The sequence below is a fragment of the Rhizobium sp. N731 genome, assembly GCF_001664145.1.
Lineage (GTDB): Bacteria > Pseudomonadota > Alphaproteobacteria > Rhizobiales > Rhizobiaceae > Rhizobium > Rhizobium esperanzae.
In genome coordinates this window covers 3,892,985-3,910,000 of sequence record NZ_CP013601.1, presented here as the reverse complement: position 1 = coordinate 3,910,000, position 17,016 = coordinate 3,892,985, and the positions used below count along the sequence as shown (strand labels likewise).

The window sequence follows — 17,016 nt, the reverse complement described above, 5'->3', positions numbered from 1 at the left end:
CGGAAGTGCGAATGTTGACATGAGTAACGATAAAGAGGGTGAGAGACCCTCTCGCCGAAAGACCAAGGGTTCCTGCTTAAAGTTAATCTGAGCAGGGTTAGCCGGCCCCTAAGACGAGGCGGACACGCGTAGTCGATGGGAACCACGTTAATATTCGTGGGCCTGGTGGTAGTGACGGATTGCACAAGTTGTTCTGGTTTATTGGATTATCAGGGCAGCGGAGCGGTTCCAGGAAATAGCTCCACCGTATAGACCGTACCCGAAACCGACACAGGTGGTCAGGTAGAGTATACCAAGGCGCTTGAGAGAACTATGTTGAAGGAACTCGGCAAATTGCACGCGTAACTTCGGAAGAAGCGTGACCCCATTTTAGGCAACTATTGTGGGGTGGCACAGACCAGGGGGTAGCGACTGTTTATCAAAAACACAGGGCTCTGCGAAGTCGCAAGACGACGTATAGGGTCTGACGCCTGCCCGGTGCTGGAAGGTTAAGAGGAGAGGTGCAAGCTTTGAATCGAAGCCCCAGTAAACGGCGGCCGTAACTATAACGGTCCTAAGGTAGCGAAATTCCTTGTCGGGTAAGTTCCGACCTGCACGAATGGCGTAACGACTTCCCCGCTGTCTCCAACATAGACTCAGTGAAATTGAATTCCCCGTGAAGATGCGGGGTTCCTGCGGTCAGACGGAAAGACCCCGTGCACCTTTACTATAGCTTTACACTGGCATTCGTGTCGGCATGTGTAGGATAGGTGGTAGGCTTTGAAGCGGGGACGCCAGTTTCCGTGGAGCCATCCTTGAAATACCACCCTTATCGTCATGGATGTCTAACCGCGGCCCGTCATCCGGGTCCGGGACAGTGTATGGTGGGTAGTTTGACTGGGGCGGTCGCCTCCGAAAGAGTAACGGAGGCGCGCGATGGTGGGCTCAGACCGGTCGGAAATCGGTCGTCGAGTGCAATGGCATAAGCCCGCCTGACTGCGAGACTGACAAGTCGAGCAGAGACGAAAGTCGGTCATAGTGATCCGGTGGTCCCGCGTGGAAGGGCCATCGCTCAACGGATAAAAGGTACGCCGGGGATAACAGGCTGATGACCCCCAAGAGTCCATATCGACGGGGTTGTTTGGCACCTCGATGTCGGCTCATCGCATCCTGGGGCTGGAGCAGGTCCCAAGGGTTTGGCTGTTCGCCAATTAAAGCGGTACGTGAGCTGGGTTCAGAACGTCGTGAGACAGTTCGGTCCCTATCTGCCGTGGGTGTAGGAATATTGACAGGATCTGTCCCTAGTACGAGAGGACCGGGATGGACATATCTCTGGTGGACCTGTTGTCCTGCCAAGGGCATAGCAGGGTAGCTATATATGGACGGGATAACCGCTGAAGGCATCTAAGCGGGAAACCCACCTGAAAACGAGTGTTCCCTATCAGAGCCGTGGAAGACGACCACGTTGATAGGCCGGGTGTGGAAGTGCGGCAACGCATGAAGCTTACCGGTACTAATAGCTCGATCGGCTTGATCGTTCTCATTGTTCATGCTCATCAGCCAAAGGCTGATGAGGCCTGACCTTGTCCTGACGCGCCAAGGGCGCTGCGGACGGCCCGCGCCACAAAGCGCGACGGCCTCTGGCCTGTATGGGTGCCACAAGCACCCGCAGCCGGAAAGATCAAAGACGTGTTCAAAACAAAACAGGCTAACGCCTGCCAGCTTCTCAAACAAAGTTGCGCTTTGCCGACCTGGTGGTTATGGCGGGGTGGCTGCACCCGTTCCCTTTCCGAACACGGCCGTGAAACGCCCCTGCGCCCATGGTACTTCGTCTTAAGACGCGGGAGAGTAGGTCGCTGCCAGGTCTGCAAATCGCAACTCAATTGATAAAATCTTCTCAATCACAATCCAACGGCCCAAAGCCGAACAAAGGGCCGCTCAAAAGCGGCCTTTCGTGTTATAATACTTCCGCGGGGTGGAGCAGCCCGGTAGCTCGTCAGGCTCATAACCTGAAGGCCGCAGGTTCAAATCCTGCCCCCGCAACCAAAAATCCCAAAAGCCCGCCAAAAGCGGGCTTTTTGCGTATTCGGGGACCTGAGCCCGAGCGCATCACAGCCAGCGACGGCATAATGGCGACGGCATTGTATGAGGTGCGTCGCCGTAAGTATCACAAAGCCTTTATCGCTGGTGGAAAAGCTCCGCTTTCCCTTAGCGACCGTAGCTCGTCGTTCGCTAAAGCTCACCATAACCTGAAAAAGTACGCCTGCGAACGGTTCAAATCCCGCCCCCGCAACCAATCTTCCCTTCATCTCCTGCAACACCACGCTCAGCTATCGCTGGCGCGAAGACTTCATCTTCGCTGGTCCGTTCCCGCATGCCGGACATCATTGCTGGAAAATCAACAGGACGTAAGCCAGGAAAAGCACGAGATGGACCGCACCCTGCATCAGATGCGTGCGACCGCTGGCAAAGGTGATGATGCTGACGGCAAGAGTGAGCAGCAGCATCACAAGATCTCCATGCTCCAGACCGAGTGTTACCGGGTGTCCATAAAGGCGGCTGATGACGAGCATCGCCGGCACGGTCAGCCCGATCGTCGACAAAACCGACCCGAGAAAAATATTAACGGAGCGCTGAAGATTGTTGGCGATGGATGCACGCACGGCGCTGATTGCCTCGGGGGTCGCGACAAGAACGGCCATGACGACGCCGCCAAATGCGGTCGGTGCCTGCAGGGTTTCGATGATGTAATCGATCGGCCGCGCGAGTTGTTCGACCAGGAACACCACAGGCCCCATATAGGCGAACAGCAACAGGGCATGAGGCCACACCGGCTCGTGGTAAAGCGCTGCTTCGCCAGGAGGTTCGCGGCGATTGCTGCCGTCGGTGAAATAGTCCTGATGGCGACCGGCTTGCAGAAACAGAAACGTGGCATAAAGGCCGACGGAGAGTATGCCGAGGATCAATTGCCGCGGCGCCGACGGGTGCTGCCCGTCCGGGCCGGAAAGAAATGTCGGCATCACCAGGCTGAGCGTTGCCAAGGGCACGATGACGCCGAGATAGGCGTTGGCGCCCTGGAGGTTATGCTGTTGCTCCGGCCGTCGCCATGCACCCAAGAGCAATGACAGGCCGACCATGCCGTTCAGAATGATCATGACGACCGCAAACAAAGTGTCGCGGGCCAGCGTCGGGTTGTTTTCGCCATGAATCATCACGGCGGAAATCGCCATCACTTCGATCGAAGTAATGGCGAGCGTCAGAATAAGGGTGCCATAAGGTTCCTTAAGGCGCTCCGCCAGGTGATCCGCCTGCCGCACGACCGACAGAGCCGAACCGAGCACGACGGCAAATAGCCACGCGAAAACGACGGTGAACCAAAGCGGATCGGGAAGTCGGCTGAAGAGATCGTCCTGGAAAACAAGGAAGGCCAAGCTCGTCGCAATGCTGACGCCCAGGAACCATTCTTCGCGCATCAGATCGGTTGCGCCGGTGGGCAATGCCGGCCCGTCAGCCATCGCAACCACCGTGATCCGGCAGATGCCGCCACAATGCGATCATTGACACCATCGCCTGCCCGATCCCGAGATAAACATCGTTCATTTGTCGTCGGCCCACAATAGCAAAAGGACCGTACTCCAGGCCAGATGGCAGTGACCATCCCAAATGCGCACAGCTTGCCTATTCGCGGCCGGTGGCCGGGATCGCTGCGCCGGTAACGACGGCTGCGGCGGGCGATATCAGGAAGGCGATGAGCCGGGCGATCGACTGCGGCGATACCCAGGCGTCCGTTTTTGCATTGGGCATGGCAGCACGATTCTCGGGCGTATCGATCGTGCCGGGCAGAATGCAGTTGGCGGTGATGCGATCATCGCGGCATTCGGCAGCAAGCGCTTCCGTCAGCCGGATGACGGCAGCTTTCGAGGCTGCATAGGCGGCCTGGTTAGGGCCGGCCTTCAGGCCGGGCATCGCAGCGACGTGTACGATGCGGCCGTAGCCTGCGGCCTTCATCGTCGGGAGAACCGCCGCGCTGATCGTCAGCGCGGTACGGGCGTTTGCCGTCATCATGGTATCCCATTGCGCGGGGGCCTCCGGCCCGACCGGTCCCATTTGAAAACCGCCGACGGTGTTGACCAATGCGCCTACGCCGCCGAAGCGCTTGACGGCTCGGGCGACGGCGGCAGCGCAGGAGGCGTAGTCGGTGAGATCCGTTCCGGCGATCGAGAGAAACTCCGTGGACGCGGGAAGCTCACCGGCCAAAGTTTCCAGCTCCTGGCTCGAACGGTTCATGCAGACGAGTTTTACGCCGGCGCCTGCAAGCTCCCGGATAACGGCGCTGCCGAGGTTGCCGCCGGCTCCCGTGACGATCACGGCTTTCTGGTCGTTCATGGCAAGTGATCTCCTGACGGTGCCGGTGCTGGATGATGCCGCGCATTGTTGGTCCAGGCCGCGCCGCAACGCAACCCCTGCGCAGCCGCGCCAGTCAGGTATCTTGAGAATGCTGGCGGAGCTGAGAGCTCCGTCTGTGATCATCCCAGGTTCGTCGGACTAGAGCGGTTCAGCTTTTCACGGAAGCGCAGAACCGCTCTAATCGTTTTTGCCTTCAGTGATATTTTTCCCGTTCGCGGCCGAGGATGACTGGCGCATCCAACTCAGAGATCGGGCGGGTGACATCTGCCGGGATGTCACCGGCGAGCTGCAGGTCGAGATATCGGGCGCAGCAGACGCGCAGGAAGGATGTGAAGTTCCCGAGATCATGGCCGGCATCGATCGATTCATGGTGCAGCCGGGTAATCAGCTGCACGACGTTCATGCCGTCGCGTCGCGCAATTTCCTCAAGCTTCGACCAAAAGAAGTTCTCCAGCCTGACGCTGGTGACCATGCCGTCGATGCGCAACGACCGGGTGGTGCTTTCCCATAGCCGCGCATCCGCCTTGATGAAGAGTTCACACATGTCGTCCTCCCGGCGCCGCCTCGTCAGGCGGCGTTGGTTTCAGGTATTGACGAGGCATCGAGTACGGCCATGAACTGCCGCAGCCAGGAGGGATGCGCCGGCCAGGCTGGCGCAGTGACCAGGTTGCCGTCCGAGACGGCATCGGTGATTGAAATATCGGCGTAAATGCCGCCGGCAAGTTCGACTTCCGGCCGGCAGGCGGGATAGGCCGAGCAGGTGCGGCCCTTCAGCACTCCGGCGGCGGCAAGCAGCTGTGCGCCGTGGCAAATGGCTGCAACGGGTTTTCCGGCATCGAAGAAATGCCGGACCGATTTGATCACGTCGGCATTGAGGCGAAGATATTCCGGCGCGCGGCCGCCGGGGATGACCAGGGCGTCGTAATCCTCCGCCCGCACGCTGTCGAAAGTGGCGTTCAGCGCGAAATCATGGCCGCGTTTTTCCGAGTAGGTCTGATCGCCCTCGAAATCATGAATCGCGGTGGCGACGGTCTCGCCCCCCTTTTTGCCGGGGCAGACGGCATCGACGGTATAGCCGCAGGCGAGCAGTGTCTGAAACGGCACCATCGTTTCATAATCTTCGGTGAAATCACCCGTAATCATCAGGATCTTAGAAGCTGGCATCGCATCCTCCTTTGAAACCAACAGACGAAGATTAACAAAGACCGCTCAGCAGCAGGTACTATGGGAATACTACAGACGAAATTCTCGGCCGGAAGAAGGTGAGCATCACGACGAGAGTGCTCTCAGATCCTCTCCTGGATGTAAAACCGTTGCATCCATCGGGCGGCAGGGATCAGACCTTCCTGACTGTCGCATCCGGGACGGCACAGGCCTCGCCGCCGCCGAAGAGACGGGAACGGGTGAGAAAGCGTTTCTCGCGGCCGTTGTCGAGCGAGAACATGCCGCCGCGGCCCGGCACGACGTCGATGATGAGCTGAGTATGTTTCCACGCCTCGAACTGGCTGACGCTGATATAGACCGGCACGCCGCCGATCTCGCCGAGCTTGATGTCACTGTCGCCGACCATGAACTCATTGGCGGGATAACACATGGGGGAGGAGCCGTCGCAGCAGCCGCCGGACTGGTGGAAGAGGATATCGGGATGGTCCCGCTTGATTTCTGCGATCAGATCAAGGGCCGCATCGGTTGCGAGAACACGCGGTTCGCCATTGACGATCGTTTCCATGGTTCTTCCTCCAAGGTTCTGGAAAGGGGATTCCCCTCCCCAACCCCCCAAGGGGGAGGGGCTTAACTTGTTGAACTGCCCCGTTCTAAAAGCGACGTGTCGGCTTGCTGAGACTTCGGCAAGGAAAGCTGGTGGGGCGGTATCATAAGCCCCTCCCTCTCGTGGGAAGGGTTGGGGAGGGGTCTTCAGCCTCTCCCGCTAAGCTGAAAGCATCTCAGAAGAAGCCGAGTGCCTTCGGGCTGTAGCTGACCAGCATGTTCTTGGTCTGCTGGTAATGCTCGAGCATCATCTTGTGGGTTTCGCGGCCGATGCCGGATTGCTTGTAGCCGCCGAAGGCGGCATGGGCGGGGTAGGCATGATAGCAGTTGGTCCAGACGCGGCCGGCCTGGATCTCGCGGCCGAAACGGTAGCAGCGATTGGCGTCGCGGCTCCAGACACCGGCACCAAGACCGTAGAGCGTGTCGTTGGCGATTTCGAGCGCTTCCTTCTCATCCTTGAAGGTCGCGACCGAGACCACAGGTCCGAAGATCTCTTCCTGGAACACGCGCATCTTGTTGTGGCCCTTGAAGATCGTCGGCTTGACGTAATAACCGTTCGCCAGTTCGCCGCCGAGATCGTTGCGCGAGCCACCGGCCAGAACCTGAGCGCCTTCCTGCTTGCCGATGTCGAGATAGGCGAGGATCTTCTCAAGCTGCTCCGTCGATGCCTGGGCGCCGATCATCGTTTCCGGATCAAGCGGGTTGCCCTGTTTGATCGCCTCGACGCGTTTGACGGCTTTTTCCATGAAGCGGTCGTAGATCGATTCCTGGACGAGGGCGCGGCTCGGGCAGGTGCAGACTTCGCCCTGGTTCAAGGCGAACATCGCAAAGCCTTCGAGCGCCTTGTCGAGGAAGTCGTCGTCTTCGGCCATCACATCGGCGAAGAAGATGTTCGGCGATTTGCCGCCGAGCTCCAGCGTCACCGGAATGAGGTTCTGGCTGGCATATTGCATGATGAGCCGACCGGTAGTCGTTTCGCCGGTGAAAGCGATCTTGGCGATGCGCGTGCTGGTCGCCAGCGGCTTGCCGGCCTCGATACCGAAGCCGTTGACGATGTTGAGCACGCCGGGTGGCAGGAGGTCGCCGACGAGTTCGGCCCAGAGCAGGATCGAAGCGGGGGTCTGCTCGGCGGGCTTCAGCACGACGCAGTTGCCGGCGGCAAGTGCCGGCGCCAGCTTCCAGGTCGCCATCAGGATCGGGAAGTTCCAGGGAATGATCTGGCCGACGACGCCGAGCGGCTCGTGGAAGTGATAGGCGACGGTATCTTGGTCGATCTCGCCGATCGAGCCTTCCTGGGCACGGATGCAGGAGGCGAAGTAGCGGAAGTGGTCGATCGCCAGCGGAATGTCGGCCGCCTTGGTTTCGCGGATCGGCTTGCCATTGTCCCAGGTCTCGGCCTGGGCGAGCAGTTCCAGCTTGTCTTCCATGCGCTGGGCGATCTTCATGAGGATATTGGAGCGCTCGGCGGCGGAAGTGCGGCCCCATTTTTCCTTGGCCGCATGGGCCGCGTCGAGCGCGAGATTGATGTCCTTTTCATCGGAGCGCGGGATGTCGCAGAGTTTGCCGCCTGTGACCGGCGTCACGTTTTCAAAGTATCTGCCTTCGACCGGCTCGCGCCATTCGCCGCCGATATAGTTGCCGTATTTCAGCTTGAACGGCGATTCCACGATTTTCTGATGAAGCATGTCATCCTCCCTTGATGGTCCAGGTTCCAATCGAACCAGTGGGAGCAAAATGTGCGCGTTTTGCCGAAGGGAACAGGGTGGAGGATCAATACCGCAGCGCACACTGTCGCAGACATGCGACAGGTCGCGTTTTGATTGCGATGTCCTATGGAACCGCCGGAGCCTGATTTAATGCAGGCCTAATTTCTTCATCTTTCGGTGGAGCGTGGCGCGGCTGATACCGAGGGCGATCGCAGCCTGCGAGACATTGCCGCTGGTGCGCGATAGCGCGCGCAGCAAGGCCGCTTTTTCCGCTTCGACAATCTCTTCCTGTTGTGAGATGGCGGCCTCATGGAGCGCATCGGCGGCGGGGATGCCGGCCGCGATCCGTTTGTCGTCCAATTGTAGCGCGATCCGGGCGGCACGGGTGGCGCCGAGCACGAGATCGTGCCTGTCGACGGCGAGCAGGGCGGCCGCGGAATTGGCGCTCGTGGGGACCATCAGGAAACGGGCGCCGGCAAAGGCCGATCGAAACAGATTGAGCTCGATGCGCATCGCCGCATCGCGTACGGTCTGCGTGAGGATCGCCAGCGTCATCTCGTTGACCTCGTCGCGGCAGGTCGAGATGTCGAGGGCAGCGGCGAGTTCACCGCGATGATCACGGATCGGGGCCGTCGTGCAACTCAGGCGGATATTCGAGCAGAAGAAATGTTGATCCCGAAAAATGGCGACGGAGCGCTCGTCGGCAAGGGCGGTTCCAATACCGTTGGTGCCCATGCTCGCCTCGGTCCATACCGACCCGGTCCAGAGGCCAAGATCGTGGAAATCCTTGTCGTCGCCGGCAGAGCCCCGGCGCTCCAGCGCGATGCCCTTCCTGTCCGTCAGAAGAATGCAGCAGCCGGCCCTGCCCACCGTGGTGAAGAGGCGGTCAAGTTCCTCGGTTGCGCCGGCGATCAGCTGTTCGGATTGTTTGCGAGCGTCAAGAAATTCCTGATCGGTCAGGCGCATCGGCGCGCGCTCGTCCTCGGGGACGAGGCGGTGCATGGTCATGCACCGCCGCCACGACGCGACGATCGGAGAACTCGCGGCAGCGGAATTCCGTTGCGCAGAGATGTAGACATGCTCCGCATGTGCTGACTGTTCCTGCATCTGCTCCTCCCACGGAACTTCAGCATAGTCTGATGGAAAAGCGGCCGGTTTGCAATTGCGCGCCCGGCCATCTCCCCTCTTCGCCCTTGGTGATCAGACGCAGTGCTGAAAAGCTTCAGGGATCGTTGCACGACATCGTGCTCCACGTCATTGATCTAGATCTGGTTCAAAACCATCGATGTTTATCGCGACAGCCAGGCCGCGATGCCGCGCGCCGCCGCCCTGCCGGTCGCAAGGCAGGCGGTGAGGAGATATCCGCCGGTCGGCGCCTCCCAGTCGAGCATCTCGCCGGCGACGAAGGTGCCCGGCAGCGCCTTCAGCATGAAGCCTTCGTCGATGCTGCTCCAGCGGATGCCACCTGCAGAAGAGATCGCCTCGGCGATCGGCCTCGTCTCGAGAACCGGTACCGGCAGAGCCTTGATTACGCCGGCGAGACGTTCGGGGTCGGCTCGGTCGCGGTCCGGCGCGAGTTCGCGCAGCAATGCCGCCTTGACGCCGTCAAGCCCGGCACCCTTGCGCAGGCGGTTTGAGAAGCTCGACTTGGTGTCCTGCCGCGCCAGGTCGCGCGCAAGCCTTTCGATCGGCCTGCCCGGGGCGAGGTCGAGCGTCAGGGCAGCGCTGCCGTGGTGAAGCAGCCGGTCGCGGAGGCTGGCCGCATGGGCGTAGACCAGGCTGCCCTCGATGCCGCTGCCGGTGATGACGAACTCGCCCGGAAAGGTGCCGGCTTCGGATGTGGCGGTGACCGATTTGACGGGCTCGCCGGCGAAACGCGCACTGAAGCTGGCGCTCCAGCCGACGATGAAGCCGCAATTGGCGGGTCGGAAGGCGTCGATCTCGACGCCCCTCTCGGCCAACCAGGGCAGCCAGGCAGCATCCGAGCCGAGGCGCGGCCAACTTGCGCCGCCAAGCGCCAGCAGGGCGGCGTCGCAATGGATGATGCTACGCCCTTCCGGCGTTTCGAAAACATAACCGTCTTCGACGAGGCCGGTCCAGCGGTGGCGGGTGCGCAACGCGACACCCCGTTCTTCCAGCCGTTTGAGCCAGGCACGCAGCAAAGGAGAAGCCTTCATCACCTTCGGGAAAACCCGGCCGGAGGAGCCGACGAAGGTCTCGGTGCCGAGCCCTACGGCCCAATCCGTGACATCGCCAGGGGTAAAGGCATCGAGAGCGGGACGAAGACGGGCTGAAGCCGCGCCGAAACGCGTGGCGAAGCGGGCATAGTCCTCGGAATGGGTGATATTGAGGCCCGACTTGCCGGCCAGCAGGAACTTGCGCGCGAAGGTCGGCATGGCGTCGTAGACCGTCACCGCGTGGCCGGAGAGCGACAGCCGCTCGGCAGCCGCAAGGCCCGCCGGGCCGCCGCCGATGATCGCAATCCGTTTCTGGCTCATGATGTCTTCGCCCGATTCTTTCCGGCGCAGTTTTGCCGCGGGCGCCGATCACCTGCAAGGGTGCAGATTTGTCAATGGTGCGAATGCGTGCACTGACCGTGGTCGGCGAGAACCTCGATGACGCGGCATTGATCGACGCGGCCGTGGCCGCAGCTCTCCACCATGATTTCGAGCTCTGCCTTAAGCGCCGTCAGGCTGCGGATGCGCTGCTCGACTTCAACGAGGCGAGCCTTGGCGATGGCGTCGGCCGAGGCGCAGGACTGGTTCGGATCATCCTGCAGCGTCAGCAGCGTACGGATCGCCTCGATCTCGAAACCGAGCTCGCGCGCGTGGCGGATGAAAGCGAGGCGGCTGATGTCGGCAGGTTCGAAGGATCGCTGGTTGCCTTCGCTGCGGCTCGGCGCCGCGAGCAGGCCGATGCTTTCGTAATAGCGCACCGTTGGCACCTTCACGCCGCTCCGACGGGCCGCCTCGCCAATCGTGATCTTTTTCATGATTTTTCTCTTGCACCTCTAGTTGCTAGAGGATGTAGGGGGGATGCTTCTGTTTGACAAGGAAGCGGATATGGCTGAGACGAGCGAGACACGATACAGGGTCGGCGGCATGGATTGCGCCGCCTGCGCGAGCAAGATCGACACCGCAGTCAGGCGCATAGCAGGCGTTGCCGATGTCACCGTCTCGGTGGTGACAGGCACCATGACCGTCCGGCATGACGGCAGCGATCTCAAGGCACTCGAGAGGAAGGTGACGGGGCTTGGTTATTCCATCTCGCCCTTTACCGGAAATGCGACGCCCGCGCGTGAAGGCCGCCCGCACCATCATCACGATCATGCCGCTCATGGCCATGGAGATCACGACCGTGCCGGGCATGATCACGATCATGCCCATGACGAGAAGGAAATCGAAGGCCTGCATGGGCACGACCATGCGCTGATGACCGGTCCTTGGTGGCGGAGCAGGAAAGGCCGCCTGACCATTTTTTCGGGTGCGGCACTCATTGTCGCCTATGCCGTCGGCCATCTCGTGCCGGCGATCGCGTCCTATGCCTTCTTGGTCGCGATACTGGTCGGTCTGCTGCCGATTGCGCGGCGAGCCGTCATGGCGGCTTTGTCAGGCACGCCGTTTTCGATCGAGATGCTGATGACGATCGCCGCCGTCGGCGCCGTCATCATCAATGCGGGCGAGGAAGCGGCAACGGTCGTATTCCTGTTCCTCGTCGGCGAGCTGCTCGAAGGCGTGGCGGCGGGCAGGGCGCGTGAAAGCATCCAGTCGCTGACGGCCCTGGTGCCGAAGACCGCGCTGCTCGAAGACAATGGGCAGATGCGCGAGGTGCCGGCGGAAAGTCTTGCCGTCGGCGCGGTCATCATGGTTCGTCCCGGCGACCGCATCTCTGCCGACGGCGTCATCGTATCAGGCGAGAGCGCGATCGACGAGGCTCCGGTGACGGGCGAGAGCACGCCGGTGCGTAAGGGCGTCGATGCCGTCGTCTATGCCGGTACGGTCAATGGCGATGCGGTGCTCAGGGTTCGCGTCACGGCAGCCGCTGCCGACAATACCATTGCTCGCGTCGTCAAGCTGGTGGAAGAAGCGCAGGAATCGAAGGCGCCGACGGAGCGGTACATCGATCGGTTTTCGCGCTACTACACGCCAGGTGTCGTCGTCGTCGCCGCACTGTTCGCGGTCATTCCGCCGCTGTTTTTCGGCGGCGCGTGGAGTGAATGGATCTACAAAGGCCTTGCCATCCTGCTTATTGGCTGCCCCTGCGCCCTCGTCATCTCGACGCCGGCGGCGATCGCCGCTTCGCTGTCGGCGGCCGCACGGCGCGGATTGCTGATGAAGGGCGGCGCGGTCCTGGAGACGCTCGGCAAGGTGACGATGGTCGCCTTCGACAAGACGGGCACGCTGACGGAAGGCAAGCCTCGGGTCACCGACATCCTTTCCTTCGGATTGAGCGAGGCGCAGCTCCTGTCGCGCGCGGCTGTGCTCGAGCAGGGCTCCAGCCATCCGCTGGCACTGGCGATTCTCCACCGCGCCAAAGCGGACGGCGTGCCCGTGCCGCCCGCCTTCGAACTGGAAGCGCTGCCGGGCAAGGGGGTCACCGGCAAGGTCGGCGGCGAGACAGTGGATCTCTTGTCGCCGCCTGCCGCACGCGAGCGTGGGGCGCTCAACGCGGAACAGGAGGCGCGTATTGCAGGGCTCAATGATGAGGGCAAGAGCGTATCGGTGCTGCTCGTCAATGGCGCTGCGGCCGGCCTGATCGCCATGCGCGACGAGCCGCGCGAGGATGCCGAAGTGGGGCTCTCGGCGCTCAAATCGGCCGGTGTCAAGGCGATGATGCTGACGGGCGACAACAAGCGGACGGCGGCCGCCGTCGCCGGCATGCTCGGTATCGACTGGCGCGGCGAGATGATGCCCGAGGACAAGCAGCGGGTCGTCGGTGAATTGAAGCGTGAAGGTTTCGTCGTCGCCAAGGTCGGCGACGGCATCAACGACGCGCCGGCGCTCGCCGCCGCCGACATCGGCATCGCCATGGGTGGCGGCACGGATGTGGCGCTGGAGACGGCCGATGCCGCCGTGCTGCACGGACGCGTCGGCGACGTGGCGCGGATGATCGCGCTTTCCAAGCGCACGATGCGCAATATCTTGCAGAATATCACCATCGCGCTCGGGCTGAAGGCTTTCTTTCTGGTGACCACGATCGCCGGCATTACCGGGCTCTGGCCGGCGATCCTCGCCGATACCGGCGCCACCGTGCTGGTGACGATCAATGCGCTGCGATTGCTTCGGATAAAGGTATGAACCCGACTGGCGGCGGGAAGACTGCCGATTCCGGCCTACCCGGGAATCGAAAATAGCGGAGCGGGCCATCTGCCGGCTCTCAGTTTGCTGACAAAGTCTCCTCCGTCATGCTCGGCCTTGTGCCGAGCGTCTAACCACCGCAATTTTAGGCAGGAAAACGGTTTAATTTTCAGATGCTTATTTGGACGTGCTCAGATCCTCGGCACAAGGCCGAGGATGACGTCGCGGGTTGCAGTGCTTTGTCAGCAGCCTAGGAGCCAGCTTGTCGGCCGGTTCACGTCGAGGCCTTCTCCACGGCCTGTTTTCGTTAAGCTTTCGTTATCCCTGTTTTTCACAGGAATACAGCGATTTCAAACCTGCCGTAACGCAATGCACAAACCATCCGTTGACGTGAATTCGGATTCGCGTACTATATCTAGTGTTCGAGGTTCCCTCGATTCGTGAGGATCGAGGGCTAAGACGGGAATACGGTGCGTGGCGCCATCATGGCGCGGCGATGCCGGAGCTGCCCCCGCAACTGTAAGCGGCGAGCAACTGCCCGATTTCAGGTCACTGAGGCATGATGCCTTGGGAAGGCTGGGGCAGAGTGCTTCGACCCGTGAGCCAGGAGACCTGCCTTGAACGAAACGTCCACGGGCGGGGTGTCCGGAAGGTCGCGTGATCGAAGGCGGAATGATCCGCGCCTGTTGCGCTGCCCCGAACGTCCGCATGAGCACTTCGGGGTTTGAAGTCATGTCGAGAACATCAAGGCCGTCGCCCGCGCACATCCTGCGAGGGATGATATCAGGCGTTTAAAGCGCCAACCTTGCCACATCATTATCAAGCATTGTCCCGGACGCCGTACGGCGCCCGATCCAGCCCTGCGTCCTGAATCCATTGACATCACGAGGAACATGATGAGCGTTACCGTTTACAGCAAGCCGGCCTGCGTCCAATGCACCGCCACCTACCGCGCCCTCGACCGCCTGGGCGTGGACTATGAAATCGTCGATATCTCCCAGGATACCGAAGCGCTCGATCGTGTGCGCGGCATGGGCTACATGCAGGTTCCGGTCGTGGTTGCCGGCAGCCAGCATTGGGCGGGTTTCCGACCCGACATGATCAGCGCGCTTTCCTGAGCTGAGAAAAGCGATGGGGCTGATTGTCTATTATTCCAGCCGATCCGGAAATACCCATCGTTTCGTCGAGAAGCTGGGGCTGCGCGCGGCGCGCATTCCCCTTGGCGCTGAGGACATCCATATCCGCGAACCTTATGTGCTGATCTTGCCTACCTATTGCGGCGACGGCGGCCCCGGGATCGTAAAGGGAGCCGTGCCCAAGCCGGTGATCCGTTTCCTCAACGAGGCGGAAAACCGCTCCAACATCCGCGGCGTGATTGCCGCGGGCAACAGCAATTTCGGCGAGACCTACGGGCTAGCCGGCGATGTCATCTCGAACAAGTGCCAGGTGCCGTACCTTTATCGGTTCGAGCTTCTGGGAACGGCCGAGGATGTCGCCAATGTCAAAGACGGGATGGGACGATTTTGGACACGGGAACAAATCTGACGCGGGATGCGGGCGCAAAACCGCTGAAGGCGGCTGAAACGCTCGATTATCACGCGCTGAACGCGATGCTGAACCTCTATGACGATGACGGCAAGATCCAACTCGACAAGGATCGCATGGCGGCCAGGCAATATTTCCTGCAGCATGTGAACCAGAACACCGTGTTTTTTCACAATCTTCGAGAAAAGCTCGATTACCTCGTCACTGAGGGCTATTACGAGCAGGAGGTGCTCGACCAATATTCCTTCAATTTCGTCCGCGACCTTTTCGATCAGGCCTATGCCAGGAAATTCCGTTTTCCCACTTTCCTCGGCGCTTTCAAATATTACACCAGCTACACGCTGAAGACCTTCGACGGAAAGCGTTATCTCGAGCGCTATGAGGACCGCATCTGCATGGTGGCGCTGACCTTGGCGCGGGGCGACGAGGCCCTTGCCCGCGACATGGTCGACGAGATCATTTCCGGCCGCTTCCAGCCGGCGACGCCGACCTTTCTCAATGCCGGCAAGAAGCAGCGCGGCGAACTGGTTTCCTGTTTCCTGCTGCGCGTCGAGGACAATATGGAATCGATCGGCCGGTCGATCAATTCGGCGCTGCAATTGTCGAAGCGCGGTGGCGGCGTGGCCCTGTCGCTGACGAACATCCGCGAGGCCGGTGCGCCCATCAAGCAGATCGAGAACCAGTCCTCCGGCATCATCCCGGTGATGAAACTGCTCGAAGACAGCTTCTCCTATGCCAACCAGCTCGGTGCGCGCCAGGGGGCGGGCGCGGTTTATCTCAACGCCCATCATCCCGACATCATGCGCTTTCTCGACACCAAGCGGGAAAATGCCGACGAGAAAATCCGCATCAAGACACTGTCGCTCGGCGTCGTCGTGCCCGATATCACTTTCGAACTCGCCAGGAACAATGAGGACATGTACCTGTTCTCGCCCTACGACGTGGAACGCGTCTACGGTGTGCCCTTCACCGAGATTTCGGTGACGGAAAAGTACCGGGAGATGGTGACGGACGCCCGTATTTCGAAGAAGAAGATCAAGGCGCGCGAATTCTTCCAGGTGATCGCCGAAATCCAGTTCGAAAGCGGTTATCCCTACATCATGTTCGAGGACACGGTGAATCGGGCGAACCCGGTGGCCGGGCGCATCTCCATGAGCAATCTCTGCTCGGAGATCCTGCAGGTGAGCGAGGCGAGCCAATACAACGATGATCTCTCCTATAGGGATCTCGGCAAGGATATTTCCTGCAATCTCGGTTCGCTGAACATTGCGGCGGCGATGGATTCAGCCGATTTCGGCAAGACGATCGAGACCTCGATCCGGGCGCTGACGGCGGTCTCCGACATGAGTCATATCTTCTCGGTTCCGTCGATCGAGAAGGGCAATGACGAGAGCCATGCGATCGGGCTCGGGCAGATGAACCTGCACGGCTACCTCGCCCGCGAACGCATCTATTACGGCTCCGAGGAAGGCGTCGACTTCACCAATATCTATTTTTATACGGTGACCTATCACGCTATCCGAGCCTCGAATCTGCTGGCGGTCGAGCGCGGCGCCCGCTTCACGGGTTTCGAGAATTCGAAATACGCCTCGGGCGAATATTTCGACAAATATACCGAGCAGGAATGGAAGCCGGCGACCGAGAAGGTGCAGTCAATTTTCGACGATGCCGGCATACATATTCCGACGAGGGAAGACTGGGTGGCGCTGAAAAAGGCGGTGATGGCCTCCGGCCTCTATAATCAGAACCTGCAGGCGGTGCCGCCGACGGGATCGATCTCCTACATCAATCACTCGACCTCCTCCATCCATCCGATCGTCTCGAAGATCGAGATCCGCAAGGAAGGCAAGATAGGCCGGGTCTATTATCCGGCGCCGTTCATGACCAACGACAATCTCGATTATTACCAGGACGCCTACGAGATCGGGCCGGAGAAGATCATCGACACCTACGCGGCGGCGACCCAGCACGTCGACCAGGGTCTGTCGCTGACCTTGTTCTTCCGCGATACGGCAACGACGCGCGACATCAACAAAGCGCAGATCTACGCCTGGAAGAAGGGCATCAAGACGATCTACTACATCCGCCTTCGCCAGATGGCGCTGTCCGGCACCGAGGTGCAGGGCTGCGTGTCTTGTACGCTGTGATTTTGGGCTGCTGGCCGAGAGTTTCGAGCTTGCAGCCCCCTCATCCGCCTGCCGGCACCTTCTCCCCGATGGGGAGAAGAGACAAGCCGATTGAACGGCGTTCCCCTCTCCCCAGCGGGGAGAGGGCAGGGTGAGGGGGCTCCGCACTCCGTTAGAATTTGTAGAAGA

At 60.6% G+C, this 17,016-nt stretch carries 13 protein-coding genes, 1 tRNA gene, 2 rRNA genes and 1 riboswitch (1 of these 17 running past the window's edge); of the genes, 7 read left to right on the top strand and 9 right to left on the bottom strand.

The genetic code is table 11. The annotated features are described in order from the left end of the window. The 3 genes from AMK02_RS18935 to AMK02_RS18925 all read left to right on the top strand — a co-directional run. A 23S ribosomal RNA gene (locus AMK02_RS18935) occupies window positions 1-1,517 on the top strand; it begins 1,284 nt to the left of the window's first position. A 212-nt stretch (window positions 1,518-1,729) separates the two neighbouring features. Next, window positions 1,730-1,844 (top strand): 5S ribosomal RNA (gene rrf / locus AMK02_RS18930). A 104-nt stretch (window positions 1,845-1,948) separates the two neighbouring features. Next, window positions 1,949-2,025 (top strand) — tRNA-Met (locus tag AMK02_RS18925). 338 nt (window positions 2,026-2,363) lie between these two features. On the opposite strand, the gene AMK02_RS18920 is transcribed toward AMK02_RS18925, so the two are convergent. The 9 genes from AMK02_RS18920 to AMK02_RS18880 all read right to left on the bottom strand — a co-directional run bounded on the left by AMK02_RS18920 (window position 2,364) and on the right by AMK02_RS18880 (window position 10,851). After that, on the bottom strand, window positions 2,364-3,494 hold the full coding sequence (locus AMK02_RS18920; protein ID WP_064805192.1) for a calcium:proton antiporter: 1,131 nt from the start codon (window positions 3,492-3,494) through the stop codon (window positions 2,364-2,366). Window positions 3,495-3,657: 163 nt separating this feature from the next. Then, window positions 3,658-4,365 carry an SDR family NAD(P)-dependent oxidoreductase gene (locus tag AMK02_RS18915; RefSeq protein WP_064805190.1) on the bottom strand — a complete coding sequence of 236 codons (708 nt, stop codon included), beginning with the start codon at window positions 4,363-4,365 and terminating at the stop codon, window positions 3,658-3,660. Window positions 4,366-4,579: 214 nt separating this feature from the next. After that, window positions 4,580-4,930, bottom strand: coding sequence for a ribbon-helix-helix domain-containing protein (locus tag AMK02_RS18910; protein ID WP_064805188.1), 351 nt, complete (start codon window positions 4,928-4,930; stop codon window positions 4,580-4,582). A 23-nt stretch (window positions 4,931-4,953) separates the two neighbouring features. Further along, window positions 4,954-5,550, bottom strand: a complete 597-nt coding sequence (locus AMK02_RS18905) for a DJ-1/PfpI family protein (RefSeq protein WP_064805186.1) — start codon at window positions 5,548-5,550, stop codon at window positions 4,954-4,956. A 172-nt stretch (window positions 5,551-5,722) separates the two neighbouring features. After that, a complete protein-coding gene (locus tag AMK02_RS18900; RefSeq protein WP_064805184.1) occupies window positions 5,723-6,115 on the bottom strand; it encodes a DUF779 domain-containing protein in 393 nt (130 codons plus the stop codon). A gap of 214 nt (window positions 6,116-6,329) precedes the next feature. Then, the gene (gene adh / locus AMK02_RS18895; RefSeq protein ID WP_064805182.1) at window positions 6,330-7,838 is read right to left on the bottom strand and encodes an aldehyde dehydrogenase; all 1,509 of its coding nucleotides are present in this window, start codon (window positions 7,836-7,838) and stop codon (window positions 6,330-6,332) included. Between the two features lie 168 nt (window positions 7,839-8,006). Continuing rightward, window positions 8,007-8,966: a helix-turn-helix domain-containing protein gene (locus AMK02_RS18890; RefSeq protein ID WP_064805181.1), complete on the bottom strand. Its 960-nt coding sequence runs from the start codon at window positions 8,964-8,966 to the stop codon at window positions 8,007-8,009. Between the two features lie 182 nt (window positions 8,967-9,148). Further along, entirely contained in the window at window positions 9,149-10,357 is a 1,209-nt protein-coding gene (locus tag AMK02_RS18885) for a TIGR03862 family flavoprotein (RefSeq protein ID WP_064805179.1), read from the bottom strand. A gap of 71 nt (window positions 10,358-10,428) precedes the next feature. After that, window positions 10,429-10,851, bottom strand: a complete 423-nt coding sequence (locus tag AMK02_RS18880) for a MerR family transcriptional regulator (protein ID WP_064805177.1) — start codon at window positions 10,849-10,851, stop codon at window positions 10,429-10,431. 70 nt (window positions 10,852-10,921) lie between these two features. Here AMK02_RS18880 and AMK02_RS18875 point away from each other — a divergent pair, with 70 nt between their 5' ends. From AMK02_RS18875 to nrdE, 4 genes are all read left to right on the top strand, one after another. Next, entirely contained in the window at window positions 10,922-13,156 is a 2,235-nt protein-coding gene (locus AMK02_RS18875) for a heavy metal translocating P-type ATPase (RefSeq protein WP_064806360.1), read from the top strand. Between the two features lie 408 nt (window positions 13,157-13,564). Beyond that, a riboswitch (cobalamin riboswitch) is annotated at window positions 13,565-13,790 on the top strand. A 262-nt stretch (window positions 13,791-14,052) separates the two neighbouring features. Beyond that, window positions 14,053-14,274, top strand: a complete 222-nt coding sequence (gene nrdH / locus AMK02_RS18870; RefSeq protein WP_064805175.1) for a glutaredoxin-like protein NrdH — start codon at window positions 14,053-14,055, stop codon at window positions 14,272-14,274. 13 nt (window positions 14,275-14,287) lie between these two features. Further along, on the top strand, window positions 14,288-14,701 hold the full coding sequence (gene nrdI, locus AMK02_RS18865) for a class Ib ribonucleoside-diphosphate reductase assembly flavoprotein NrdI (protein ID WP_064805173.1): 414 nt from the start codon (window positions 14,288-14,290) through the stop codon (window positions 14,699-14,701). Further along, window positions 14,680-16,848 carry a class 1b ribonucleoside-diphosphate reductase subunit alpha gene (gene nrdE, locus AMK02_RS18860; protein ID WP_064805171.1) on the top strand — a complete coding sequence of 723 codons (2,169 nt, stop codon included), beginning with the start codon at window positions 14,680-14,682 and terminating at the stop codon, window positions 16,846-16,848. Before nrdI ends, nrdE begins: the two co-directional genes overlap by 22 nt. The last annotated feature ends 168 nt before the right edge of the window (window positions 16,849-17,016 follow it).